Genomic DNA, 24239 nt, shown 5'->3' with positions numbered 1-24239 from the left:
CGGCCTCCCATGCGGACATGAGAGGCCGAAACGATTCTGGAAGACAGGCAGCTCTGCAATCAGCCTTGCTGGGAAGCCAGCTTAGCCTCGAGCACTTCGATACGGGCCTTCAGCGCGTCATTCTCGTCGCGAGCGCGAGCAGCCATCTCGCGCACTGCCTCGAATTCCTCGCGCTTGACCACGTCCATGCTGTTGAGGAAACGATCGGCCTGCGCATGAAAGGCAGTTTCCATCTCCTTGCGAACACCCTGGGCAGCGCCCGCTGCGTCGGTCATGATCTTTGCGAAGTCGTCGAAAATACGATTGGTCCCGGTCGACATGTCGTCATCTCCTTGAAGCCGGCGGAAATGCCCCGGCATATCATTAAGTCCATGACAAGGAAGTAGGGCCAGCGGCGGTCTCTTGCAAGCTCCATCCACTACTGTGGTAACCGGTTGCACGATTCCGGCTTGACCGCCACTTTTGGTAAGGCCATGGTCCGCCAAGGTCGGTCAAACCGGGAACAAACATTGTACGAAGCCTTGAATTTTCTCGCCATTCTGCCGTTTCCAGATATCGATCCGGTAGCATTTGCCATCGGGCCTCTTGCCGTTCACTGGTATGGCCTTGCCTATGTCGCCGGCATCATGATCGGCTGGCTGTATGCCCGCAAGCTGATCGACCGGCCGACGCTGTGGAAAGGCGATGCCGCACCAATGACAAAGACGCATCTGGACGACTTCCTCGTCTGGATTGCCGTAGGTATCGTGGTCGGTGGCCGCACCGGTTATGTCCTGTTCTACGACCTGCCTGTCATGCTGGAAAACCCGATCCGCATCATCCAGATCTGGAATGGCGGCATGTCCTTCCATGGCGGCCTGATGGGCGCGATCGTTGCGATGATCCTGTTTGCTCGTAAGAACGTGATCCCCGTCTGGAGCATGTTCGACATCATCGCTGCCGTCGTACCGATTGGTCTGCTTTTCGGTCGCATCGCTAATTTCATCAATGGCGAACTCTGGGGACGGCTGAGCTCGGCCCCTTGGGCGATTGTTTTTCCCACCGGCGGCCCGTTTGCCCGGCATCCGAGCCAGCTTTATGAAGCCGCACTGGAAGGAATTGTCCTTCTCCTCCTGCTTGCATCTCTGATCTTCGGCATCAAGGCTTTCAAGAAGCCGGGCCTTATCGCAGGCATCTTTGTCATGGGTTACGGTTTGTCGCGCATTTTCGTCGAGTTTTTCCGCGAACCGGACGCGCAGCTGGGTTATCTTCTTGGCACGAACTGGCTGACCATGGGCATGGTTCTCTCATCCCCGATGGTGCTGATTGGTCTTTGGGCTGCTCTTCGGGCGCTGGTTGCGGCCCGTACTGCCAAGTCATGAGGGATCGAGTCTGCCATGAGCACTCCCAACACCACTCCCCTGGCCGAAAAGATCAAGAATCTGATCCGGACAAACGGTCCCATCACCGTTACGGATTATTTCGCGCTTTGCCTCGCCGATCCTGAATACGGTTATTACCGCACGCGCGAACCCTTCGGCCGTCACGGCGATTTCATCACCGCGCCGGAAATCAGCCAACTGTTCGGCGAGATGGTCGGCATCTTCATGGTCCATGCCTGGCAGCAGCACGGCACGCCTGAAAATGTCCACCTCGTCGAGATCGGCCCCGGCCGCGGCACGATGATGGCCGACATGCTGCGCGTCATCAAACGGATCTCGCCCGCCCTGTTCGAGCGGATGACTGTACATCTGGTGGAAACCAGCGAGCGCCTACGTGGCGTCCAGCGAGTGACGCTCGAAGCCTATTCAACGATGATCAACTGGCACGACAGTTTCGAGGATGTCCCGGAAGGTTTTTGCCTGATCGCCGCAAACGAGCTGTTCGACGCTATCCCGATCCGCCAGTTCATCAAGACGCCGACCGGTTTCCGCGAGCGGCTGATCGGCCTGGATATCAATGATGAGCTCGCATTCGCCGCCGGTGTCGCGACTGTCGATCCGGTACTCCTTCCGTCTCATACCGGCGCGGTTCCGGACGGAACGATCTTTGAAGTCGCCCCTGCCCGCCAGGCAGTCATGCAGACCCTCTGCGAGCGCCTTGGGCAACACGGCGGCACCGCCTTGATTATCGATTACGGCCACATGGTCACCGGCTTCGGCGATACACTGCAGGCCGTGATGAACCACGAGTTCGACCCGCCATTCGCCCATCCCGGCGAAGCGGATCTCACCAGCCATGTTGATTTCGAAGACCTTGCCAAGGTGGCTCTCGCAAGCGGCGTTCATCTTAATGGGGGTCTGCGTCAGGGCGAATTTCTCTACGGCCTCGGCCTTGCCGAACGCGCAACGGCTCTTGCCCGAGATAAGGATCCCCCCGAGCAACGCCTCATCGGCGCCGCGGTCGATCGCCTGGCGGGAGAAGGTGCGGGAAAGATGGGCGAACTCTTCAAGGTCATCGCCGTTTCGAGCCCGGCCCTGAAACTCATGCCGTTCCGCCCGGTTGACTGATCATCAAGGCCTGTCGCGCAAACGCGCTTTAGCCGAACCGCATTGACAGATTGGCGTCTTCTGCGCCACTCTCGCCGGCGCAAACAGCCGCATTCGCGTGCATTATCTCGTAAAATCAACAGGATGGACGCTTATGCCGAATAACGACCTGCCGCTGCCGATCGAAAGCGAATTGCTACGCGAACGGGCAGGCTCACGCATCCGGCACGGCTTTTTCACCCGCAAGGGCGGCGTTTCCGAAGGCATCTATGCAGGCCTGAATGTCGGGATAGGCTCCGATGACGACCGCGACAGGGTCATTGAGAATCGTGCCCGTGTTGCAGCATGGTTCGACCTGCCGCTGGAGCGGCTGGCGACTGTTCATCAGGTCCACTCTCCCGATGTCGTGATCGTCGACGAGCAATCGGCAGCGAGCGAAAGGCCCAAGGCCGATGCGATGGTGACCAATCTTCCGGGCATCGTGCTTGGCGTATTGTCGGCCGACTGCGGCCCGATCCTGTTTGCAGATGCTGAAGCCGGCGTGATCGGTGCCGCCCATGCGGGATGGAAAGGTGCGCTCCACGGCGTGCTCGAAAACACCATCGAAGCCATGGTCTCGCTCGGCGCGGATCGCGGCCGCATTACCGCTGTTCTCGGCCCATCGATCGGACCAAAGAGCTACGAGGTGGGACCAGAGTTCGTTTCCAATTTCAAATCTGCCAACCCTTCCTACGAAATCTTCTTTTCCCCCTCGGTGAAGCAGCACCATGCGATGTTCGACCTTCCGTCAATGACCATCAAGCGTCTCACCGATGCCGGCGTAAAGGCAGAAAACCTGAACCTGGACACCTATCCGGACGCCGAGCGTTTCTTTTCCTATCGACGCACTACTCACGCAAAAGAGCCGGACTACGGCCGCCAGATTTCAGCGATCACGATCCGGGAGGATTGATATGGCCTTGCACTTCGAACGCGACGAATATTCCGCCCGCCTGAACCGGCTTCTCGCCGAGATGCAGGAGCAGAAGCTCGATGCAGTGCTGCTCTTCGCTCAGGAAAGCATGTACTGGCTCACCGGCTATGACACGTTCGGCTATTGCTTTTTCCAAACGCTGATCGTCAAGGCGGACGGGTCCATGACGCTGCTGACACGGTCGGCAGATCTGCGTCAGGCACGCCAGACTTCGATCATCGAGAATATTTCCATCTGGGTCGATCGGGTGAATGCCGACCCTACGCTCGACCTAAAGAACCTCCTGAGCGACATGGATCTGCTCGGAGCAAAAATCGGCATTGAATACGATACGCATGGCATGACCGGCCGCGTCGCCCGCCTCATAGACAACCAGCTTTCCACGTTCGGTCAATTGATCGACGCCTCCTATCTCGTCGGCGGCCTGCGCCTGATCAAAAGCCCGGCCGAAATCGCCTATGCAAGGCATGCAGCCGAACTGGCAGACGATGCGTTGGATGCGGCCCTTCCCTTGATCAAGGCCGGCGGAGATGAGGCAGACATTCTGGCCGCAATGCAGGGCGCGGTATTTTCCGGTGGCGGCGATTATCCGGCCAACGAATTCATCATCGGCTCCGGCGAGGATGCGCTTCTGTGCAGGTACAAGGCCGGCCGGCGCAAGCTCGAAGCCAATGACCAGCTGACGCTCGAATGGGCCGGTGCCTCCGCGCATTATCATGCAGCCATGATGCGTACGGTCGTGATCGGCGAGCCGTCGCTCCGCCACCGCGAGCTCTACAAGGCCTGCCTGGAAACCATCCAGGCGATCGAGGAAGTGCTTCGCCCCGGCCACACCTTCGGCGATGTCTTCGACACCCATGCCCGCATCCTTGATGAACGCGGCCTTTCCCGCCACCGGCTGAACGCCTGCGGTTACTCGCTCGGTGCCCGCTTCTCGCCGTCTTGGATGGAGCAGCAGATGTTCCATGTCGGCAACCAGCAGGAAATACTTCCCGACATGACACTCTTTGTCCACATGATCATCATGGATTCCGACAGCGGCACGGCAATGACGCTCGGTCACACCTATCTGACGACCGAAGGTGCGCCGGAACCGCTATCACGAAGAGGCCTCGACCTGATCGTCTGCTGACTGCACCATTTCCCGCAATTGACACATCCGAAACCCCACCTCTAAGCTCGTAAGCAGGCGGGGATTAGAGAGGTAAATGGGTGCAGCGATCGGGATCATGGCATATCGCTGCAACTCTTGCCTTCTCGCTCGCGCTTTCAGCCTGCAATACGACCGATGCCCTGACGCCGCAGGTCGATATCGGTGGCGGAACGGAGAGAACCTCCAGCCCGGTCACCCAGGCCGATACCGATCGAATGGTCGGAACCTATAACGCCTCGCCGATTCAATCCGCTCCACCTGCCTCGAATATCTATGCCCATAGACAGGGCAATACCTTGGATAGCCAGGCCCGAGCTCTGGACGACGGCGAGGCCATTTCGCCTTCCTCATCAGGCCCACCGCCGGAATGGCAAGGCCAAGTCGCCAACGGCCAGATAGAGACGCCTTCCTCCGGCAGCCCACCGATCGCCTCCCCGGCACATCAGGCGGAATTGCCATCGACATCGGCTGAAAGCGCTGGAACGATCCGTTTCCTTCCAATCATCGGCGCTCCGGTCGAAGCCGTCACACCTCTCTCGCGCCAGCTTGCAGTCGCCGCTCGCACAAGCGGTGTACGCATTAGATCTTTTTCAGATACCAACACCGAACACATCCTGAAGGGCTATTTCTCCGCCCTCTCCGATGATGGCAAGGTGACGGTCGTCTATGTCTGGGACGTTCTCGACAATGGCGGCGCGCGGCTACACCGGATGCAGGGGCAGGAAACACTTTCCGCACGAGGACCGGATCCCTGGGCGGCAATACCGGCATCCGTCATGCAGTCGATTGCGGACAAGACCATATCGGGTTATCTCGACTGGCGGCAAACGGCATCACGGCTGTGAAAAGGGCTTTTTAGGGCCTCAAGTCACAGTTCATTCATAAAATTGCGTGCGCATTTGGAAAACGCTCTTGCATTCAAGGGCAGCGGCGGTAAAAGGCCCCCATCCAGCTTCAATACAGGCGGACCGAAATGAAGGTTTTCGCAGGCAATTCGAACCGGCATCTGGCCGACGCGATCTGCAGCTATCTCAATGTCCCAGTCGGAAAAGCCAGTGTAAGGCGTTTTGCAGACCAGGAAATCTTCGTAGAAATTCAGGAAAACGTGCGCGGCGAGGATGTCTTCGTCATCCAGTCCACGTCGTTCCCGACCAACGATCACCTGATGGAATTGCTCATCATGATCGATGCGTTCCGGCGAGCGTCCGCACGGCGCATCACGGCGGTGCTTCCCTATTTCGGTTATGCAAGACAGGATCGCAAGGCAGGTCCGCGCACACCGATCTCGGCCAAGCTCGTCGCCAACCTGATCACCGAGGCAGGCGCCGACCGCGTTCTGACCCTCGACCTGCATGCAGGCCAGATCCAAGGTTTCTTTGATATTCCGACGGACAACCTCTACGCCGTGCCGATCCTGGCGCGCGACGTGAAGGAAAATTACGACCTGAACAACGTCATGGTCGTATCGCCCGATGTCGGCGGCGTGGTGCGTGCCCGTTCGCTCGCCAAGCGTCTCGATTGCCAGCTCGCAATCGTCGACAAGCGTCGTGAACGTGCCGGTGAATCGGAAGTCATGAACGTCATCGGTGACGTGACCGGCAAGGACTGTCTGCTGATCGACGATATCGTCGATTCCGGCGGTACGCTTTGCAATGCGGCTGAAGCCCTGCTGAAGAACGGCGCCACCAGCGTCACCGCCTATATCACCCATGGCGTTCTGTCCGGCGGCGCAGTCACCCGTATTTCCTCGTCGAAGCTGAAGGAATTGGTCATCACCGACTCGATTCAGCCGACGACGGCAGTTCAATCCGCCCCGAACATCCGCGTCATCTCGACGGCGCAGCTTCTCGGCGAAGCGATTAACCGCACGGCAATGGAATCCTCCGTTTCCAGCCTGTTCGATTGATTGCTTCCAGCAGTCACACGTAAATATCCGAATATTTCACTCGGGCCGAAAGTCGATATCGATTTTCGGCCCGATGTTTTAGATTGATTTCAATTCAACGGGGAGGAATCATGAATGTCATTCATATCGACCCATATGGCAAAGCTGCCGCTTCTTATACTGCTACCGCTTCTTTCGGCCTGCGTCGAAGGTGGCCCGCCCTCCGGCCCGGGAGGATATTACCCACCTCCCCGCCCCGACCGCGGCCCGCAGATGTGCACCATGGACTATCGCCCGGTTTGCGGCGAAAGAGGCGGACGACTGGAAACCTTCGGCAATTCCTGCCAGGCAAATGCGCGCGGCTTCCGTGTCGTCGGTTCCGGCGAATGCAGAGCCCCCGGCAGACCGGATCGTCCGGACTGGGATCGCCCCGGCCGGCCTGACAGGCCTGATTGGGATCGCCCCGGCAGACCCGACCGTCCCGATTGGGACAGGCCGGGCAATCCAGGCCGCCCTCAGCCCGGCGGCATCTGCACCCGCGAATACCGACCCGTCTGCGGCCAGCGCGGCGGCCGCACCCAGACTTTCCCCAATGCCTGCGAGGCAAACAACGCCGGCTTCGGGATCATTTCATCCGGCGAATGCCGCCGCTGATAAAAATCGCTGGAAGACAACAGCAAAACGCCGGGGCAATCGTCCCGGCGTTTTGCATTCGGCAAACACGTTGACTATGTAGGTCCGGTATATCCAAGGAGTCCTGCATGGCCGCCCGCGACCGCTATTCCCGAAAGCTCGAATGTTCCCAGTGCGGCAATACCGGTTTTGCCGAAGTTTCCGAAATCGATGACAAGCGCGCCGCCAACCGGGATTTCCGTATCGATGAACTCCCTAAGGGTTTTCGCACCGAATTTGCCTCCACCGACCCGCGCAAGCACATGATCCGCTGCAGCGATTGCGGCTTCAAGTTCCGCTTCGAGCAGAAGTCGGTCTACGCACCGGGCGGCGAAGCGCGCCGCTGATGCTGCAGCCTCAGTCCGTCACCCGAGACGGTCAGGCCGCCTCGGTGAGGTTTTGCTTGTCGATCGGCATGGGTCGCCCAAGAAGATAGCCCTGCGCCTCATGGCAACCTTCCTGCCTGAGGATATCCAGCTGGACCGACGTCTCAACGCCTTCGGCAAGAACCGGAATGCGCAATCCCTGTCCCAGAGCCAGAATGGCCCTGACCATTGCTTTCGCTTCCTCGCTCCTCTCGACATCGGCCAGAAAGCTGCGGTCGAGCTTGATCTTGTCGAACGGGAAGGACTGAAGCGTCTCCAATGACGAATAGCCGGTGCCGAAATCATCGATGGCGATGGAGACACCGAGCGCCTTGATTGCCCGCAGCGCATGCAGCGCCCGCTGCTTGTCGCTGAAAATCGAACTTTCGGTAATCTCCAGTTCCAGGCGGCCCGGTTTCAATCCCGTCTCGATCAGAACCCGATGGACGAGCGCCGGCATGTCCGTGTGTGCGATCTGCACAGGCGAAAGATTGACTGCAATCTTGTGTGCGACGGGCCAGCCGGCCGCCTCACGGCAAGCCTCGCGAAGCACCCATTCACCGATGGGCAGGATGGCGCCGCATTCCTCCGCAACAGGTATGAAATCTGCAGGAGAAACGAGGCCTCGCTCCGGATGACGCCAGCGCAGCAGCACCTCGTAACCGGTGATCTCTCCCGTGGAAACAGACTTCTGGACCTGATAATTCAGGTAAAGCTGCTTCTCCTCGATGGCGACCCAAAGCTCCTTCGCCATCTTGGTGCGGTCACGGGCGGCCTCATCCATTTCCACGTCGTAGAAGCAGACTTGGCCGGATAGCGATCCTTTGGCGCGATACATCGCAAGATCGGCGTTGGCAATGAGCGCCTCCGGCAACTGTCCGTCATTCGGATAGAGTGCAACGCCCATGCTCGCACCGGTGCTCAGGCGATGTCCCTCGACATCCATGGGGCGGTTGAATTCGCTCATCATGCGATCCAGCAACACACTGACTTCGCCGATCTCGTCATATCGCATGGCCGCCACGAATTCGTCGCCGCCGAAACGAGCAAAGATCTGATTGGCCCCGATGACCCTGAGCATGCGGCGGGAAATTTCCTTAAGCACGGCATCGCCAACGCCATGTCCCAACTGGTCGTTGATCTGCTTGAACCTGTTCAGATCGATACCGATCACCGCCAGCCGATGGCCGGAACTCTCCGCATGCAGAACCTCGCTTTCCAGATGGCTCATGAAAGCGGCTCTGTTGGGAAGTTGCGTCAGGCTGTCGTGACGAGCCATGAAGGCGATCTGCTCCTCGGAGCGAACCTGTTCACTGATATCCTCGAAGGTCGAAACCCAGCCCCCGTCGGTGAGCACGTTCAGTCCAATGCGAAATGTCTGTCCACCGGCCGTGCGGTGCACGATGCCACGCTGCCCTGATCTCACTGCAGACATATAGCGATTGTAGTGTTTTTGCGCACGCGTCAGAGCATCTTGCGGGTCGAAGTAGGACATCTCATAACCCTTGCGCACGATGTCCCAGTAACTGATCCCAGGCGTAACGAAGCCTTTCGGAAACTTGAACATCTCGCGATAACGTCCATTGCAAAGTATCAGCCTTTCGTGTCGGTCGAAAAGGCAGATGCCCTGGCTCATGTTTTCCAGCGCAAGATCCAGATTTTGTGTGACCTGAGCGATGCGGTCACTGTCTTGCTTCTGTCGGGTTATATCGCGCGTAATCTTGGCGTAACCGATCAGCACGCCGTCCTCATCACGGACCGGCTGGATTACGATATGCGCCCAGAACCACGTACCGTCTTTTCTGTATCGCTTTCCTTCTGCTTCGAAACGACCGCTCTCGCGCGCCGTTGACAAGGCCAGTTGGGGCATCCCCGCAGCCTGATCATCACGCGAATAGAAACGCGCGAAACTCTGGCCAATAATTTCCTTTGCGGCGTATCCCTTTGCACGCTCGGCACCGGCATTCCAGTTCGTCACGATGCCTGCCGGATCCAGCATGTAAATCGCATAATCGGTCACGCCACGAACGAGCAGCTGGAAGTTCCTCTCGCTGGCCTTGGACGATCGCGCGGCGCGGCTCGAAACGATCGCGGCTGTCGCCCCCGACCCGATGAGCGACAAGGACACGACGACGATCGTCGATAACATCAGCGGCTTTGACATCGAGCCAACTTCGATTGCCATGGACAGATCAGGAACGAAAGTTGCCGCTCCCATGGCGATAAAGTGCATGCATACAATCGCCAGCGACAAAATGCCCGCAGCCAGGACGACGACCTTTGCGCCTCTCGATAGCGCAATGACAAAGCCTATCGGCGCCATAAGTATGGCCACAGCAATCGCGGCAACCACCAGTGAACGATCCCAGACAATCGCGCCGGCAAACTCGATGGCAGACATACCGGTGAAGTGCATGCAGGAAATTCCCGCACCGAACACAACACCCGCCCCTGCAGCCGCGGAACGCGTCGGAATGATGAGAATGATGGCGGCCGCGGCAAAGGTGGCCATGAAAGCCAGCCCCAGTGAAACCAGCGTCAGCGCAAAGTCGAAGCGGAAAGTATGCCCCGGATCATACGCGAGCATTGCGACAAAGTGCGTTGCCCATATGCCGAATCCTCCGGCTCCTGCAGCAACCGCGGCCCAGGTTATACGCGCAGCACGATTTGTTTCCCGTGCCCGACCGATGAATGACACCGTTGCAAGGTTTGCCAGAAAGCAAAGCATGCCGGCCACAAGCACGAGCTTCAGATTGTGTTCCTGCACCAGGCAAGTGACGACGCCATACATCAATTTCATTCCTTGAGATCGATGATGCTTTTCGACGTCGCATATTTAACAAATGCGATACTTACTGGCTCAATTTGCAGTTTTCGGCTGAACCAGAAGAAATTTACTTAACAATCTTGCAAGAGGTGCCTACCTAGGATGAGCAGCGAGCAAATATCCCGCAACAGGTAGCTGTGCGACCGCAGGAATACAGCACGTTGTCATATTCACGAAACCCTTGCGTCACAGGGGGCATTGTACTATAGGGGCGCGTCCGCGTAGACACCCTTGGAGGCAATGCGGATGAAGTGCGTTTTACGCCTTCCGGTTCAGAATGACCATTTTTGATCGACTGAACTCTCCAAATAACCTCGAAAGGAAATGCCATGAGCCAGGAATCTTACGAGCTCAAGGCCGAGGCGCGCGAACGGGTAGGTAAGGGGTCCTCCCGCGAACTTCGCCGCAACGGTTTTATTCCCGCTGTCATCTACGGTGACAAGCAGGCCCCGATTTCAATCGCCCTCAACACCAATGAGGTCACCAAGCGTATTCACGCCGGCGGCTTCATGACGACGATTGCAACCATCGATCTCGATGGCAAGAAGTACACCGTCCTGCCGAAGGACTACCAGCTGGATCCGGTGCGTGACTTCACCATGCACGTCGACTTCCTGCGCGTCTCCGGCAACACCGAAGTTACCGTCGACGTTCCGGTTCACTTCGTCAACGAAGACAAGTCCGCGATCAAGCAGGGCGGCGTCCTGAACATCGTCCGTCACACGGTTGAGTTCCACTGCCCGGCCAACGCCATCCCGGAATTCATCACCGTCGACCTCGACGGTGCCAAGATCGGCGACAGCATGCACATCTCGGCCGTCAAGCTGCCGAAGGGCGTGCGCCCGGTCATCACCGACCGCGACTTCACCATCGCCACGCTCGTAGCTCCGGCTGCTGGTGTTGCTGAAGAAGAAGTTGCTGCTCCTTCCGAAGAATAATAGATATTCTTCGATTGAGACAGAAAGCCCGCCCTTCGGCGGGCTTTTTTGTTTTCGTCACGGCACGCAACTCATGCATTTCGGCAAATATTTGGGAGAACGTGTCAGGGAAGTTTAAACATTTGGGTGGAAGGATAGTGGGGAAATACGGGGTGGTATTTTAAAAAGAGCAATATTGGGCCGGGGAAAACAAATGACTCATTCTGTTGAGAGTCGTTTCATTGCCATAATATCTGGCGCGCTTCTCGTCGTCGTGGCTCCGCTTTTTACGCTTTTCCTCGCCCTTTCGTCCCAACAGGCTTCCCAGAGCATCGGTGAGCATGTTGATGTCGTGATGAACAGCAACACCCAGGCACTCGGAAAACCGCTATGGGACCTGGATCTGGACAGCATCAGCCAGGTCGCGCAAATGATGCTGCTTGATCAGATGGTCCACGCCGTTCAGATCAATGACACCACGGGCAAGCTCAACGTCTTCGAAGCCGTTGCCGGAGCGCCAGAACTCAATACTCTCGAAGCGCGCAGCCAGACGGTGATCTATCGATCCCTGCAGGGACCTCGTGAAGTCGGCACTTTGACGATCTACGTCCCGGTTGCCAATTGGTTCTCGGGCCTGCATCAGATCGAGTTTGCGTTCATATCCATTTTCATCATCGCTATCCTGACTGTGTTCGGCGCTGCCGTTTTCGGCAACAGGATCATGGTCGTTCGCCCTTTGACACGTCTGACAGCCGCAATCGAAGCCACTCGCAGACTTGGATCGCGACACCACGTAGACTGGCGCTCCGCCGATGAGATGGGGAGATTGGCAAAGAGTTTCAACGAGATGCAGTTCCTTCTGGAGCGCGAGGAAAAGGAACTGAAACGAGCCCATCAGCAGACGATCGAAATTTACAACCTCACGCCGGCAATGCTGTTCTCATTGACCGCGGGCGACACAGTGGCTGCCGTGAGCGACTACTGGCTATTGGCCACAGGCTACCAGCGAGAAGAAGTTATCGGACAGCATTTTTCGGATTTCCTTTTCGCCCCAGACCGGGCTTCTTTTGAAAATCGCAGAAGGCACACAGCGGCCCAATGCGTTACGATAGAAATTACCGTACGCTTCCTGTGCAAGAACGGCCGCATCCTTGATGTCCTGATCGCCGAAGCTGATCTTGGCGCAACCACCACCCATCTTGCCGGCTCGTTGAGTGTCATGACCGACGTCACCGAACTAAAGCAATCCGAATTCCGCAACCATCAGCAGGCGATAACCGACCATTTGACGGGACTGCTGAACAGGCAGGGTTTCGAAGCCGCTCTGGACCGTCATATCGTCGAAGCCGACCGGATGGCGACCCAGCTCGCCTGCCTCTTTGTCGACCTCGATCGCTTCAAGGCGATCAACGACAATCATGGGCACGCTGCGGGCGACCTCGTTCTGCAGGAGTTCGTTGTAAGGTTGCAACCCATGCTGCACGACACGGATACAGTCTCCAGACTTGGCGGCGACGAATTCGCCATCGTAATCGCCGGCCCGGACGCCGAAAGCCGCAGTGCTGATCTGTGCCAGCAGATTATCGACATGTTCGAATCGCCGTTTCGTATCGAAGGAACCGGCATAAGGCTGAGCGCCAGCGTGGGTGTCGCCTTTTATCCGCAACACGCAGCGACTGCCGCCGAACTGCTGCAGAAATCCGATCTGGCCATGTATGCCCGCAAACGTGACGGCAAGAACGGCGCCAGAGTCTACGATCCCGCTATCCTGACAAGAACCAGGGAAAAAGCCGAAATTGAAAGCGACATCGAAGTAGGAATTGCAGCCAACTGGTTCGAAGCGCATTTTCAGCCGATCGTAGGCATGGCAACTGGCATACCGGTCGGGTTCGAAGCACTCATGCGTCTTCGCCACCCTCGCAAGGGCTTGCTTCCCCCGGGTCCGCTAGTCAGCGTTGCGGAAGAAAACGGATCGATTGCCGCGATCGGCAATCTTATTCTTGAAGATGCAATCGCCAATCTCAATCGCGTTTCTCGCCTTCCTGGCCTTGGCGACACATATGTCGCCGTGAACTTTTCGCCCTTGCAATTCGAACGCTGCCTTCCCGCGCGCCTGACCAGAATGCTGGGTGAAGGGGGCATCCTGCCGGCCCGCCTTGTGATCGAAATCACCGAGGCTGTATTGATGCATGACGACCCGGAGATTCGCAGAACTCTTTCCGAGCTGCACGATCTCGGTTGCCGCATCGCCTTGGACGATTTCGGCACCGGCTATTCATCTCTTAGCTATCTGAACCGGTTCCCTGTCGATATCGTCAAAATTGATCAATCCTTCGTTCAGTCGCTCCTTGGTGGTGACAGCGATTTGGAGCGAAAAAGCAGGATGCTGATCGAAGGTATTACGACCATTTCGCATCAGATGCAGTGTAAGGTCGTGGCGGAAGGCGTCGAAACTGCGCAGCAGCGGCAACAGCTGATGCAGATCGGCGTCGACTACGCACAGGGCTACCACTTCTCTAGGCCTCGCGAAATCAATGACTTGCTGGCAGATTTTTCTGGACATCCCAGCAAGGCATCGCTCGCCAGCTGAACGGGGAAATGTCACAATTAGATATGCATGCCAACTGCGCAGTTGTGCATGTGTAGGAACAAGCGGTGATATTGAGACATGAAGCGTACAGAGCGCATATGACAGAGCGCCTCAAGCTTCGAGGCACGACGCTTCCAGTAACATTTCGGAGGCCCGCGATGAAGATGATGATTGCACTGATCGGCATGCTCGGAGCGACAGCACCCGCCCTTGCCCAGACTGCGGTGACGCTCACGACTGAATCATATCCTCCGTTCATCTATCGTAACGCAGACGGAACATATAGCGGGTCCAGTGTAGAACAGGTCGCCGCTCTGATGGGGAAGGCAGGTATTCCGTTCACGATGGAGATAATGCCTTGGGCAAGAGCAATCACCCTGGCCGAGACCTTGCCCATGCACTGCGCCTTTTCCGCCGCGCGTATTCCAGAACGGGAAGACCGGTTCAAATGGGTAACCCCCTTAAGCATCAGCCGGCATGTACTGGTACGCCTTAAGGGGTCGAGTGTTACGGCAAGCACACTCGACGAAGCCAAGCGCTACACAATAGGCACGCACCGGGCGGACTTCACGGAGACCCTGTTGCGCGAACGAGGTTTTCCCTCGATCGATCTGAGCTCGGATTTCGAAATCACGCTCAACAAGCTCCTGGAGCGACGCGTTGACATGATGCCGATGTCGGACAACATCTTTGAAAGGCTAAAACTCGAGGGAAAGCCGGTGGAAATCGCTCTGCCCTTTTCGGAAAGTCACTTTGGCATGGCCTGCAACAAGCAGATGCCCGATGACATGATCACCCGCATGCAGGATGGGCTGGATGCACTCATCCGCGAAAAAGGCCAGGATGAAATTCTCCGGCGCTACGGACTGAAGCCCCTCCGCTTGTGGGAAAAATAGACACATAGACATTGACAGTGCCGTCATTTCGCGGTGGTGACAGAGCGCAGAAAGACGGAGAGTTTCAATGTTGATCATTGCTGGCCTTGGCAATCCCGGAGCGCAATACGCAGGCAACCGCCACAATGTCGGTTTCATGGCTGTCGACGCCATTCAGCGACGTGCGGGCTTTTCGCCTTGGTCGAAGAAGTTCAAGGCAGTGATCTCGGAAGGCGAGATCGATGGCGAGAAGGTTCTGTTGATGAAGCCGCAGACCTTCATGAACCTCTCGGGCGAGGCCGTTGGCGAGGCCATGCGCTTCTACAAGCTGACGCCGGCAAATATCGTCGCGATCTACGATGAACTCGATCTGCCACCGGGAAGAACGCGGCTCAAGACAGCCGGAGGCCACGGCGGGCACAACGGCATCAAATCGCTCGACGCCCATTGCGGCAAGGATTATCGCCGGCTGCGCATAGGCATCGATCACCCCGGAAACAAGGAACTGGTGCACGGACATGTCCTGGGAGATTTCGCCAAGTCCGACAAGGTCTGGCTGGAACCGCTGATGGACGCGATCGCCGACAATGCCGGGATGCTGGTCAAGGGCGAGGACTCGCAGTTGATGAACAAGCTGACGCTTGCCGTAGGCGGCAAGCCGGAGCCGGAAAAACCGGCGGCAAAACAGCCGCAGCCCCCAAAATCTGCGGGCCAATCCCACATCCGTCAGGCTCGCAATGGCGGAAAGCCGAACCTGCCGACATCTGGCCCGATGGCCGAAATGCTGAAGAAGATGTTCGGAGGCAAGGAAAATTGAGTTGAAGCGCGCGCACTTGAAACGGCCCTAAAATACGACAATAAATCATATAAACTGGAACAAATGTCCCTTTTCCGCTTTCCCGCGAAAAGGAGTTCTCGATGTTTCATCACACTGCCCCCTGCCTCTTCCCGGCCTGCTGCATGACCGGATAGATCGCACGACCGCACGGCTTATCAACAGTGCAGGTCCGACCATCGACTTCTCTAACCCGAAAGGGGAAGCGGCACTGACGGCTGCGGACTCGGTCTCCTGGCGTATCTTCAAGAATCAGATCTCCTTGTTCATCGGCGGAATTGCCGCCGTCCTGCTGGAATTTGCAGAACCCAAGGTTCGTGACGGCGTCTGGCAGCACAGCACTTTCCGACACGATGCACTGACACGCCTCCAGCGAACAGGTCTGGCGGCCATGGTCACAGTCTATGGCGCCCGCAGCCAGGCTGAAGCGATGATTGCCGGCGTCGTACGGCGCCACAGCAGGGTGGATGGGCGCACCAGCAATGGTGAGGCTTACAACGCCAACGATCGCGAGCTGCTGGATTGGGTGCAGGCGACCGCCGGCTTCGGCTTCATGCAGGCATATCACCGATTTGTGCGGCCATTGTCCGCAGATGAACGCGATTCCCTGTTCCGCGAGGCACGACCAGCCGCAGAGCTTTACGGCGCACGTGGCGCGCCTGCATCCCAGATGGAACTCGACCTGCTCTTCGCTTCCAAGGGCTCGCGGCTTGAACCATCACCCATCATCGGCGAATTTCTCTACATCATGCGCACGGTCTCAGCCCTTCCAGGGCCGGCACGCCCGCTACAATTGCTCCTGCTCAAGGCGGCTATCGAAATCCTGCCGGAGTGGATCAGGCAGCGGCTGGAGCTTGGCCGCAAATGGTTATTGACGCATCTCGAACGCGCCACCGTGAAAATTGCCGCCCGCACGGCCGATAGACTGGTGCTCAAATTCTCTCCACCGATCCAGGCTTGCCGAAGGCTGGGTCTGCCCGATGATTTCCTCTATCGGCCGATTACACAATAGCCGGGAGAAGTTACTCCTCCGGCTCGGTGGTGAACATCAGCGGATAGCCCGCTTCCTTCGCGAGATCCACCGCCTCCTTGGCCTTCGTTTCGGCAATATCCTTTGCGCAGACGACGACCACACAGGAACCAAGCCGGTGAGCGGTCATCATCACCCGCAAGCCCGTCTCCTCGCTCATGCGGAAAACGGCCTTAAGTACCATCGTAACAAACCCACGCGGCGTGTAGTCGTCGTTCAGCAATATGACTTTGTAGAGCTTGGGCCGCTCCAGCTTTGGTTTCGATTTCGTTTTCGGGGCGAGAACCGTATCTTCGGCCATCAGCTTGACCTCCATGTGAGGAAAGCCTCAATCGGGCATATGAGTTATCTTGCGCCGCAGCAGGAAGATTTCAAGCCATAGCGTCTCCTGAGACGGATGCAGAATATCGCAAGCCTTGACCCGCAGGGCACTTTCCCCCATAGCCACTGCAAACTCAGTTAAACGATAGGTTTCATCCCCGATGGGCTTTAAATGCGGTATCGTCGGACTGCCCAATGTCGGCAAGTCCACTCTTTTCAACGCACTGACAAAGACGGCTGCCGCGCAGGCTGCGAACTATCCGTTCTGCACGATCGAGCCGAACACCGGTGAAGTTGCTGTTCCGGATGCGCGCATGCAGAAGCTTGCGACGATCGCCGGTTCGAAGGAAATCATCCCGACCCGCATCTCCTTCGTCGACATCGCCGGCCTCGTGCGCGGTGCATCGAAGGGCGAAGGCCTGGGCAATAAGTTCCTTGCCAATATCCGCGAAGTCGACGCCGTCGTCCACGTGCTGCGCTGCTTCGAAGATGACGACATCACCCATGTCGAGGGCAAGATCAACCCGGTTGGCGACGCCGACACGATCGAGACCGAGCTGATGCTCGCCGACCTCGAAAGCCTGGAGCGCCGCGTCGAACAGACCCGCAAGCGAGCCACCGGCAAGGACAAGGAATCGATCGCCCAGTTGCCGGTGATGGAAGAAGTCATCAAGCTTCTGAACGAAGGCAAGCCGGCCCGTATTCTCCTGAAGACGCTGGCACCGGAAGAGATCGAGATCCTCAAGAGCCTCAACCTCCTGACCTCGCATCCGGTCCTTTATGTCTGCAACGTCGCCGAAGGCGATGCTGTCGATGGCAACGAGCACACCAAGGCCGTCGCCGAAATGGCAAAGGCTCAGGGCGCCGAATGCGTCATCATCTCGGCCGCGATCGAATCCGAAGTCGCCCAGCTTCCAGATGAGGAAGCCAAGGAGTTCCTCGGCGCACTTGGCCTTGAAGAAGCCGGCCTCGACCGCCTGATCCGCGCAGGTTACCACCTGCTCGACCTGATCACCTATTTCACCGTCGGCCCGAAGGAATGCCGTGCCTGGACGATCCGTCGCGGCACCAAGGCACCGCAGGCCGCTGGCGTCATCCATACCGATTTCGAACGCGGCTTCATCCGCGCCTTCACCATCTCCTACGACGATTACATCGCCTATAAGGGCGAAGTCGGCGCCAAGGAAGCAGGCAAGGGCCGCGACGAAGGCAAGGAATATGTCGTCAACGATGGCGACGTCATCCACTTCCGCTTCAACACCTAAGATCGAAAACCATGCGCTACGGCCGGGAGTTTCCCGACCGTAGCCTCATTCTCCATTGCCGAGGCGCACCATGCTTTACCTCGAGGATTTCACCCCCGGCCGCGTTCTGCCGCTTGCGTCATGCACGCTCGATGCGGCGGCAATCATCGAATTCGCCAGCGAATTCGATCCGCAGCCGATGCATCTTGACGAAGAGGCCGGCAAGGCCAGCATTCTCGGCGGACTGGCGGCATCGGGCTGGCACACGGCAAGCCTCTTCATGCGCATGATGTATGACGGCTGGCTGGCGAAGTCTTCGTCGGAAGGCTCTCCCGGCATCGAATTCATGGAATGGAAAAAGCCCGTTCTTGCGGGAGATACGCTCTCCGGCCGCTCGACGGTGATCGAGGCACGTCCGCTTCGCTCGCGCCCCGGTCTCGGCCTCGTCAAATTTCTCCACGAGGTCATCAACCAGAACGACGAAATCGTCATGCGCGGCGAAAACCCGATCATGTTCCGCGCCCGCCCTGCCGACGAAACAGTAACCGCCGGAGACAGGGCATGAAACTCGCCGACGTCTCCCTACCCGGCCAGACGGTCGTCACCGGCTCGCTTCTCTTCACCGCAGAAGACATCATAGCCTTCGCAAAGAAATACGATCCCCAGCCCTTTCATACCGATCCGGAAGCAGCAAAGAACTTTGTCTTTGGCGGCCTGTGCGCATCCGGATGGCATACCTGCGCAGGCTGGATGAAGATGTTTATCGCCTACTGGGCCAAGGAACATGCCCGGCTTCTAGCCGAAGGCATCGAACCTCCAAAACTCGGCCCCTCGCCCGGTTTCAAGAAACTGCAATGGCTGAAGCCCGTTTATGCCGGCGATACGATCACCTATTCAGTCACGCTCATCGAAAGCCGCCCACTGATGTCGCGGCCAGGAACGTCGATCAACCTGACGGCCAATCAGGGCGTCAACCAGAAGGGCGAAACCGTTCTGCGCTTCGAGAGCACCGTTCTGGAATTCGATTAACGTGCAACGACCACGGCAGCGCCTGCGCCGATCATCACTGCCCCCGCAGCGCGATTGGCCCGCCGCACGATAAGGGGATTGCGAAGCGCATGCCGTGCGCGGCTGGCAAGCGCCACATGCCCGCCCACGACGACGACTTCCACGGCGAGAATGATCATGGCCAGCATCACGCCATCAGCAACGGCTAACCCGGTACCGACAACATTCGGCAACAGCGCGATATAGAACAGCGGCATCTTGGGATTGCCAAGATTGAGAACCACGCCGGTCAGATAGGCACCGAACAGGCTTCCATTCGCCTGTGGCGTAAGCGCCGGCACCACCGGTTCAGCCATCCAGAGCCTGATCCCCGTCCACACGAGATAGATCGCGCCGCCATAGCGCAGGACAGTCATAACGACACCCATCTCGCTGGCGACGACCGACAGGCCGAAAACCGCCAGCGCCAGAAACATGAGAATGCCGGTGCACGTCCCTGCCCCATAGGCTATCCCCGACAAGGCGCCCTGTGCGACGGTACGGGCAACGATCGTCACGTTATCCGGACCGGGACTGGCCGCGAAGAAGAGAAATGCGGCAGCAAAGCCGGCAAGCGCAGTGACGTCCATCTGATTCTCCCTCGGAAAATGAAAGACTATCAACGCCGCCTTCTCTCACAACCCCAAGGATTTGGGGGAACAGAAGAACCGGAACAGCGTCAAAATTGAATTTGCCATAAGCACGGCTATCGCTATATCCAACAGAATATCACGGACTATTCTTCTCCGCAGAGGCCGCGCAAAACCTCCTTCCCGCATCATCATCCTGGGTTGTCATGACATTTGAACTTATCGTCTCGCAGGGACGCATCGCCGACCGGACATCGGGTGCCATTCCCGGAGCAGCATTGACGGCAAAGCTGGTTTCCAGCCTCACCGGACTTGCACCACTCGAGATCGGCCAGATTTCACCGGCACGCGATGACCATTGGTCTTTGGCACTTGCCGAGGCCAACGTCACGCTGGCGGAGTTACGGCAGGCGATCTCGCAAACGATCGATCGCGGCAATCGCCCACTCATGGTCGCCAACACCTGCGCCGCGAGCCTTGCCTCTCTGCCGGTCGCAGCACGGGCGCATCCGGAAGCAGTCTTCCTCTGGATCGATGCGCATGGAGACTTCAACACGCCTTTCACGACGGAAAGCGGTTATCTCGGCGGCATGGTTCTGGCAGCAGCATGCGGCATGTGGGAGAGCGGCCACGGCAGCGGTATCGATCCGAAAAATGTCATCGTTGTCGGCGGAAGAGATATCGATCCCACCGAATCCGACCTGATGAAACAGGCCGGGCTGCGCATTATTCCCCCATCAACCACGACGCCGCAGGCGATACTTTCCGAAATCGGCGATCGGGAGATATGGATCCATGTCGACTGGGACGTACTTGAACCCGGACATATTCCGGCCGCCTACGCGATTGCCGATGGTCTCTTGCCCGATACGCTCCGGGAAATTTTCTCCGCTCTTCCAACACACCGGATCCTAGGCATCGAACTCGCGGAATTCGAAGCATCTGGCGAATGGTCGAAAGATGAGAAAGTCCTGGATTTCATCGCGAATATCGTTTCACCGTTATTGTTCGAAAGCTCGACCACATGACGCAGACAATCCGCATCGCAGCCGCCGTTATCATCCGCACCGATGGTTTAGCGCTTCTCGTTCGCAAACGGGGAACCACGGCCTTCATGCAGCCCGGAGGCAAGATCGAGCCGAAGGAACCCCCGGCATCCGCTCTTCTGCGCGAACTCGTGGAGGAAATAGGTCTGCACGCATCCCTCGACGACCTGCACCCGCTTGGCCATTTCGAGGCACCCGCAGCCAATGAAGCGGGTTTTACCGTGTCCGCCGATGTCTTTCTGATCGAGAGCGGAGATGCCCATATCGCCAGTTCCGCCGAGATCGAGGAACTGCGCTGGATAGATCCGGAGAAGCCGGGCGACGTCGTCATGGCAGAGCTTACCGAGCACCACATCCTGCCCGCTTATCTGCAAAAACGCGCCGGGGGTTAGCCCGACGCGCTTGAACCATGCCATGGCCTGCAAAAGGTCAGTGGCCGGAAAACTCGGCCAATGTGCGAACCTCGACGCCAAGCGCTTCGAGGTTCTTGCGACCACCGAGATCCGGCAGGTCGATGACGAAGCAGGCGGAGACGACTTCCGCACCGATCTGGCGCAGCAGCTTGACGGCGCCGACGGCAGTACCGCCGGTCGCGATCAGGTCGTCGCAGAGGATCACTTTTTCGCCCGGCTTTACCGCATCGACATGGATTTCCATCTCGTCGGTACCGTATTCCAGCGCATAGGCCATGCTGACCGTGCGATAGGGCAGCTTGCCCTTCTTGCGGATCGGCACGAAACCAGCCGAAAGCTGATGTGCCATCGCGCCGCCCAAAATGAAGCCGCGCGCTTCCATGCCGGCGATCTTGTCGACGCCCATTCCTTCGTAGGGTTTGACCAGTTCATCCACCGCCAGACGGAAGGCCGCCGCATCACCGAGCAACGTGGTGATATCGCGAAAGATGATGCCGGGCTTGGGATAATCTGGAATGGAACGGATCGCAGCGGCGAGAATGTCTTTGGTCGAGGCAGTCATGATAACCCTGTTAAAGCAATTCCAGCAAAAGTGGGAACCGGTTTTGCGTCCGGAATTGCGTAAAAAAGCTCCGTCGTCTTGCGGCAGGATCTTTCCGTACCAGTCGAACGAGTGGCCTGTTGAAGATGCGCACATGAAAAAGGCGGCCGAAGCCGCCTTCTCTATCTTTGACCCGGCTTCGGATCAATGTTCCTTATTGGCATAGACCGACTTCTTCGTCAGGTAAATGAGCCCGCTGAAGATCACCAGAAATACCATGACCATGAAGCCTGTCCGCTTGCGTTCTTCCAGATGCGGCTCCGCAGCCCACATCAGGAAGGCAGCAATGTCCTTGGCATACTGGTCCACCGTCTGCGGCGAGCCGTCGTCATAGGTCACCTGATCGTCTGCGATCGGCGGGGCCATGGCAAGCGAGGCGGCATTGGCGAAATAGGGATTGTAATGCCCACCTTCCGGCACTTCCACACCCGCTGGCGGCTCCTGATAGCCGGTGATCAGCGAGTAGATATAGTCGGGGCCGCCTTCCTGATACTGAGTGAAGATATCGACGACGAATTGCGGGAAGCCGCGCGTGATACCACGTGCCTTGCCGAGCAGCGAGAAGTCCGGCGGTGCAGCCCCGTTATTGGCCGCAGCGGCGGCCTGGTGGTTGGGGAACGGAGACGGAAAATGGTCGGACGGCACACCGGCACGTTCGAACATTTCGCCATCGTCATTGGGTCCGTCCTGGATCTGATAGTTTGCGGCAAAGGCTTTCACCTGTGCTTCCGAATATCCGAGATCGCCCAGCGTCCGGAAAGGCACCAGCTCCATAGAATGGCAGGCGGAACAGACTTCCGTATAGACCTTCAAACCACGCTGAAGCTGCTGCTTGTCGTAATGGCCGAAAGGTCCGGCAAAGCTCCATTTTACATTCTTAGGATGGTGGATCGGATAATGCGGTGTAGCACCCTCCGCATGGGCTTCGGCCCCGGCGGCCTCGTGGTTTTCCTGCGCATTGGCTTGGGCGATGCCCAATCCGGCCAGAAGCGCCAGGGAGAGAAGGCTTGTAGCAAGCTTTTTCATGTGTCGATCCCTCTCCGCGCTCACGCCGTGGCCTTGGCCGGTTCGGTCGTATCCGAGCCTGCCTTCTTGCTCTTCTGCTCCAGCACCGCTTCGGTGATCGAGTTCGGAATTCGCCGTGGCGTTTCGAACAGGCCGAGAAGCGGCATGATCACCAGGAAGAAGCCGAAGTAATAGAGCGTGCCGAGCTGCGAGTAGCCGACATAATTGCCCTTCAGATCGCCGCCAAACAGCAGCGAGATCAACCCGCCACCCTCTGCGGGCATGGCGCCGAGCCAGCCGAGGAAGATCGAATTGGCAACGAAGATCCAGAAGAACAGCTTGTACCAGGGGCGATAGACGGCCGACCTGACCTTGGATGTATCGAGCCAGGGCAGGAAGAACAGGATGATGATCGAGCCGAACATCACAAGCACGCCGCCGAGCTTCGAGTCGATCGGACCGACATTGAAGGTGATCGCACGCAGCATCGCGTAGAACGGCAGGTAATACCATTCAGGCACGATATGCGCCGGTGTCTTCAGGGCATCGGCCGGGATGTAGTTGTCCGGATGGCCGAGATAGTTCGGCATATAGAAGATGAACCAGGCATAGACGATCAGGAAGACCGACACGCCGAACGCGTCCTTCAGCGTCGCATAGGGCGTGAAAGGCACCGTATCGGTCTTCGATTTCACCTCGACACCGGTCGGGTTGGTCTGGCCGGTGACATGCAGCGCCCAGACGTGCAGGACGACGACGCCGGCGATCATGAACGGCAAGAGGTAGTGAAGCGAGAAGAACCTGTTCAGAGTCGGCTGGTCGACGGCAAAGCCGCCGAGCAGGAACTGCTGGATCCATTCGCCGACCAACGGGAAGGCAGTGAAGAAACCGGTGATGACGGTTGCGCCCCAGAAAGACATCTGTCCCCAGGGAAGCACGTAGCCCATGAAGCCGGTCGCCATCATCAGCAGGTAGATGACGACACCAAGAATCCAAAGGATTTCGCGCGGCGCCTTGTATGAACCGTAATAAAGACCGCGGGCGATATGCAGATAAACCGCAATGAAGAAGAAGGATGCACCGTTGGAGTGCATGTAGCGCAGCAGCCAGCCATGATTGACGTCGCGCATGATCTTTTCGACCGAGACGAAAGCTTCGGCCGTCGAGGCTGTGTAATGCATTGCCAGCACGACGCCACTCAGGATCTGCACGATCAGCATCACCGAGAGCATCGCACCGAATGTATAGGCGTAATTCAGGTTTCGCGGCACCGGATAGGCGACAAAGCTGTCATACACCATGCGCGGCAAAGGCAGCCGCTGGTCGATCCACCGTTCGATCCCCGTCGACGGTTGATAAGACGAATGTCCACTCATATGTCA

General features: G+C 57.9%; 25 protein-coding genes. 18 read left to right on the top strand and 7 right to left on the bottom strand.

Annotation, left to right across the window (positions count from 1 at the left end; translation table 11 throughout):
* Positions 1–59: 59 nt before the first annotated feature.
* Positions 60–320 carry an accessory factor UbiK family protein gene (locus MRBLMR1_RS04515; RefSeq protein WP_148147509.1) on the bottom strand — a complete coding sequence of 87 codons (261 nt, stop codon included), beginning with the start codon at positions 318–320 and terminating at the stop codon, positions 60–62.
* Positions 321–509: 189 nt separating this feature from the next.
* Here MRBLMR1_RS04515 and lgt point away from each other — a divergent pair, with 189 nt between their 5' ends.
* From lgt to MRBLMR1_RS04475, 8 genes are all read left to right on the top strand, one after another.
* Positions 510–1361 carry a prolipoprotein diacylglyceryl transferase gene (lgt, locus tag MRBLMR1_RS04510; protein WP_183685843.1) on the top strand — a complete coding sequence of 284 codons (852 nt, stop codon included), beginning with the start codon at positions 510–512 and terminating at the stop codon, positions 1359–1361.
* Between the two features lie 15 nt (positions 1362–1376).
* The gene (locus MRBLMR1_RS04505) at positions 1377–2489 is read left to right on the top strand and encodes a class I SAM-dependent methyltransferase (protein WP_148147508.1); all 1113 of its coding nucleotides are present in this window, start codon (positions 1377–1379) and stop codon (positions 2487–2489) included.
* A gap of 133 nt (positions 2490–2622) precedes the next feature.
* Complete coding sequence (gene pgeF / locus MRBLMR1_RS04500) at positions 2623–3420, top strand: peptidoglycan editing factor PgeF (protein WP_148147507.1); 798 nt, start codon at positions 2623–2625, stop codon at positions 3418–3420.
* A gap of 1 nt (position 3421) precedes the next feature.
* Entirely contained in the window at positions 3422–4573 is a 1152-nt protein-coding gene (locus MRBLMR1_RS04495) for a M24 family metallopeptidase (RefSeq protein ID WP_148147506.1), read from the top strand.
* Between the two features lie 80 nt (positions 4574–4653).
* Entirely contained in the window at positions 4654–5439 is a 786-nt protein-coding gene (locus tag MRBLMR1_RS04490; protein WP_500063741.1) for a hypothetical protein, read from the top strand.
* 128 nt (positions 5440–5567) lie between these two features.
* Positions 5568–6500 carry a ribose-phosphate pyrophosphokinase gene (locus MRBLMR1_RS04485; RefSeq protein WP_148147504.1) on the top strand — a complete coding sequence of 311 codons (933 nt, stop codon included), beginning with the start codon at positions 5568–5570 and terminating at the stop codon, positions 6498–6500.
* A 114-nt stretch (positions 6501–6614) separates the two neighbouring features.
* Complete coding sequence (locus MRBLMR1_RS04480) at positions 6615–7133, top strand: Kazal-type serine protease inhibitor family protein (RefSeq protein ID WP_148147503.1); 519 nt, start codon at positions 6615–6617, stop codon at positions 7131–7133.
* A gap of 107 nt (positions 7134–7240) precedes the next feature.
* Positions 7241–7498 carry a hypothetical protein gene (locus tag MRBLMR1_RS04475; RefSeq protein ID WP_148147502.1) on the top strand — a complete coding sequence of 86 codons (258 nt, stop codon included), beginning with the start codon at positions 7241–7243 and terminating at the stop codon, positions 7496–7498.
* A gap of 31 nt (positions 7499–7529) precedes the next feature.
* Here MRBLMR1_RS04475 and MRBLMR1_RS04470 read toward each other — a convergent pair whose 3' ends face one another.
* Positions 7530–10316 carry a bifunctional diguanylate cyclase/phosphodiesterase gene (locus tag MRBLMR1_RS04470; protein WP_500063738.1) on the bottom strand — a complete coding sequence of 929 codons (2787 nt, stop codon included), beginning with the start codon at positions 10314–10316 and terminating at the stop codon, positions 7530–7532.
* Between the two features lie 356 nt (positions 10317–10672).
* Between MRBLMR1_RS04470 and MRBLMR1_RS04465 the strand changes: the two genes are divergently transcribed.
* From MRBLMR1_RS04465 to MRBLMR1_RS04445, 5 genes are all read left to right on the top strand, one after another.
* Entirely contained in the window at positions 10673–11281 is a 609-nt protein-coding gene (locus MRBLMR1_RS04465) for a 50S ribosomal protein L25/general stress protein Ctc (RefSeq protein WP_148147501.1), read from the top strand.
* 193 nt (positions 11282–11474) lie between these two features.
* Positions 11475–13850: a putative bifunctional diguanylate cyclase/phosphodiesterase gene (locus tag MRBLMR1_RS04460; protein WP_148147500.1), complete on the top strand. Its 2376-nt coding sequence runs from the start codon at positions 11475–11477 to the stop codon at positions 13848–13850.
* A 158-nt stretch (positions 13851–14008) separates the two neighbouring features.
* The gene (locus MRBLMR1_RS04455) at positions 14009–14746 is read left to right on the top strand and encodes a substrate-binding periplasmic protein (protein ID WP_148147499.1); all 738 of its coding nucleotides are present in this window, start codon (positions 14009–14011) and stop codon (positions 14744–14746) included.
* A gap of 67 nt (positions 14747–14813) precedes the next feature.
* Positions 14814–15542, top strand: a complete 729-nt coding sequence (pth, locus tag MRBLMR1_RS04450; RefSeq protein WP_148147498.1) for an aminoacyl-tRNA hydrolase — start codon at positions 14814–14816, stop codon at positions 15540–15542.
* 121 nt (positions 15543–15663) lie between these two features.
* A complete protein-coding gene (locus tag MRBLMR1_RS04445; RefSeq protein WP_500064036.1) occupies positions 15664–16572 on the top strand; it encodes an oxygenase MpaB family protein in 909 nt (302 codons plus the stop codon).
* A gap of 10 nt (positions 16573–16582) precedes the next feature.
* Here the strand turns inward: MRBLMR1_RS04445 and clpS are convergent, their stop codons facing one another.
* Complete coding sequence (clpS, locus tag MRBLMR1_RS04440; protein WP_148147496.1) at positions 16583–16891, bottom strand: ATP-dependent Clp protease adapter ClpS; 309 nt, start codon at positions 16889–16891, stop codon at positions 16583–16585.
* A 181-nt stretch (positions 16892–17072) separates the two neighbouring features.
* On the opposite strand from clpS, the gene ychF reads away from it, so the two are divergent.
* The 3 genes from ychF (at position 17073) to MRBLMR1_RS04425 (ending at position 19184) form a co-directional block, all read left to right on the top strand.
* Entirely contained in the window at positions 17073–18176 is a 1104-nt protein-coding gene (gene ychF, locus MRBLMR1_RS04435; protein WP_148147495.1) for a redox-regulated ATPase YchF, read from the top strand.
* Between the two features lie 70 nt (positions 18177–18246).
* Positions 18247–18720 (top strand): MaoC family dehydratase, encoded by a 474-nt coding sequence (locus MRBLMR1_RS04430; RefSeq protein ID WP_148147494.1) that lies wholly within the window; start codon positions 18247–18249, stop codon positions 18718–18720.
* On the top strand, positions 18717–19184 hold the full coding sequence (locus tag MRBLMR1_RS04425; protein WP_148147493.1) for a MaoC family dehydratase: 468 nt from the start codon (positions 18717–18719) through the stop codon (positions 19182–19184). The genes MRBLMR1_RS04430 and MRBLMR1_RS04425 overlap by 4 nt, the downstream gene beginning before the upstream one ends.
* Here the strand turns inward: MRBLMR1_RS04425 and MRBLMR1_RS04420 are convergent.
* A complete protein-coding gene (locus MRBLMR1_RS04420) occupies positions 19181–19792 on the bottom strand; it encodes a LysE family translocator (protein ID WP_148147492.1) in 612 nt (203 codons plus the stop codon). The two genes, MRBLMR1_RS04425 and MRBLMR1_RS04420, sit on opposite strands and share 4 nt — an antisense overlap.
* A gap of 206 nt (positions 19793–19998) precedes the next feature.
* Here MRBLMR1_RS04420 and MRBLMR1_RS04415 point away from each other — a divergent pair, with 206 nt between their 5' ends.
* Both MRBLMR1_RS04415 and MRBLMR1_RS04410 read left to right on the top strand, forming a co-directional pair.
* Positions 19999–20820, top strand: coding sequence for an arginase family protein (locus MRBLMR1_RS04415; RefSeq protein WP_148147491.1), 822 nt, complete (start codon positions 19999–20001; stop codon positions 20818–20820).
* Positions 20817–21230 carry an NUDIX hydrolase gene (locus tag MRBLMR1_RS04410; protein ID WP_148147490.1) on the top strand — a complete coding sequence of 138 codons (414 nt, stop codon included), beginning with the start codon at positions 20817–20819 and terminating at the stop codon, positions 21228–21230. The genes MRBLMR1_RS04415 and MRBLMR1_RS04410 overlap by 4 nt, the downstream gene beginning before the upstream one ends.
* Before the next feature lie 37 nt (positions 21231–21267).
* Here the strand turns inward: MRBLMR1_RS04410 and MRBLMR1_RS04405 are convergent, their stop codons facing one another.
* The 3 genes from MRBLMR1_RS04405 to MRBLMR1_RS04395 form a co-directional block, all read right to left on the bottom strand.
* Entirely contained in the window at positions 21268–21813 is a 546-nt protein-coding gene (locus MRBLMR1_RS04405) for an adenine phosphoribosyltransferase (protein WP_148147489.1), read from the bottom strand.
* A 183-nt stretch (positions 21814–21996) separates the two neighbouring features.
* The gene (locus tag MRBLMR1_RS04400) at positions 21997–22878 is read right to left on the bottom strand and encodes a cytochrome c1 (RefSeq protein ID WP_148147488.1); all 882 of its coding nucleotides are present in this window, start codon (positions 22876–22878) and stop codon (positions 21997–21999) included.
* A 20-nt stretch (positions 22879–22898) separates the two neighbouring features.
* Entirely contained in the window at positions 22899–24233 is a 1335-nt protein-coding gene (locus MRBLMR1_RS04395) for a cytochrome b (RefSeq protein WP_148147487.1), read from the bottom strand.
* Positions 24234–24239 lie beyond the last annotated feature (6 nt).

The sequence above is a fragment of the Neorhizobium sp. LMR1-1-1.1 genome (assembly GCF_040675795.1).
GTDB lineage: Bacteria > Pseudomonadota > Alphaproteobacteria > Rhizobiales > Rhizobiaceae > Neorhizobium > Neorhizobium cellulosilyticum.
This window is presented reverse-complemented; position numbering and strand designations above follow the sequence as displayed.

Excerpts from the sequence above, each read along its gene's own strand:
- MRBLMR1_RS04415 (WP_148147491.1), top strand. The coding sequence starts at position 19,999 with ATGACATTTGAACTTATCGTCTCGCAGGGACGCATCGCCGACCGGACA.
- MRBLMR1_RS04480 (WP_148147503.1), top strand. The coding sequence starts at position 6,615 with ATGTCATTCATATCGACCCATATGGCAAAGCTGCCGCTTCTTATACTG.
- MRBLMR1_RS04475 (WP_148147502.1), top strand. The coding sequence starts at position 7,241 with ATGGCCGCCCGCGACCGCTATTCCCGAAAGCTCGAATGTTCCCAGTGC.
- clpS (WP_148147496.1), bottom strand. The coding sequence starts at position 16,891 with ATGGCCGAAGATACGGTTCTCGCCCCGAAAACGAAATCGAAACCAAAG.
- MRBLMR1_RS04430 (WP_148147494.1), top strand. The coding sequence starts at position 18,247 with ATGCTTTACCTCGAGGATTTCACCCCCGGCCGCGTTCTGCCGCTTGCG.
- MRBLMR1_RS04465 (WP_148147501.1), top strand. The coding sequence starts at position 10,673 with ATGAGCCAGGAATCTTACGAGCTCAAGGCCGAGGCGCGCGAACGGGTA.
- MRBLMR1_RS04420 (WP_148147492.1), bottom strand. The coding sequence starts at position 19,792 with ATGGACGTCACTGCGCTTGCCGGCTTTGCTGCCGCATTTCTCTTCTTC.
- MRBLMR1_RS04495 (WP_148147506.1), top strand. The coding sequence starts at position 3,422 with ATGGCCTTGCACTTCGAACGCGACGAATATTCCGCCCGCCTGAACCGG.
- MRBLMR1_RS04505 (WP_148147508.1), top strand. The coding sequence starts at position 1,377 with ATGAGCACTCCCAACACCACTCCCCTGGCCGAAAAGATCAAGAATCTG.
- pth (WP_148147498.1), top strand. The coding sequence starts at position 14,814 with ATGTTGATCATTGCTGGCCTTGGCAATCCCGGAGCGCAATACGCAGGC.
- MRBLMR1_RS04425 (WP_148147493.1), top strand. The coding sequence starts at position 18,717 with ATGAAACTCGCCGACGTCTCCCTACCCGGCCAGACGGTCGTCACCGGC.
- MRBLMR1_RS04455 (WP_148147499.1), top strand. The coding sequence starts at position 14,009 with ATGAAGATGATGATTGCACTGATCGGCATGCTCGGAGCGACAGCACCC.
- MRBLMR1_RS04405 (WP_148147489.1), bottom strand. The coding sequence starts at position 21,813 with ATGACTGCCTCGACCAAAGACATTCTCGCCGCTGCGATCCGTTCCATT.
- MRBLMR1_RS04410 (WP_148147490.1), top strand. The coding sequence starts at position 20,817 with ATGACGCAGACAATCCGCATCGCAGCCGCCGTTATCATCCGCACCGAT.
- MRBLMR1_RS04485 (WP_148147504.1), top strand. The coding sequence starts at position 5,568 with ATGAAGGTTTTCGCAGGCAATTCGAACCGGCATCTGGCCGACGCGATC.
- MRBLMR1_RS04460 (WP_148147500.1), top strand. The coding sequence starts at position 11,475 with ATGACTCATTCTGTTGAGAGTCGTTTCATTGCCATAATATCTGGCGCG.
- pgeF (WP_148147507.1), top strand. The coding sequence starts at position 2,623 with ATGCCGAATAACGACCTGCCGCTGCCGATCGAAAGCGAATTGCTACGC.
- MRBLMR1_RS04400 (WP_148147488.1), bottom strand. The coding sequence starts at position 22,878 with ATGAAAAAGCTTGCTACAAGCCTTCTCTCCCTGGCGCTTCTGGCCGGA.
- MRBLMR1_RS04515 (WP_148147509.1), bottom strand. The coding sequence starts at position 320 with ATGTCGACCGGGACCAATCGTATTTTCGACGACTTCGCAAAGATCATG.
- MRBLMR1_RS04395 (WP_148147487.1), bottom strand. The coding sequence starts at position 24,233 with ATGAGTGGACATTCGTCTTATCAACCGTCGACGGGGATCGAACGGTGG.
- MRBLMR1_RS04470 (WP_500063738.1), bottom strand. The coding sequence starts at position 10,316 with ATGAAATTGATGTATGGCGTCGTCACTTGCCTGGTGCAGGAACACAAT.
- ychF (WP_148147495.1), top strand. The coding sequence starts at position 17,073 with ATGGGCTTTAAATGCGGTATCGTCGGACTGCCCAATGTCGGCAAGTCC.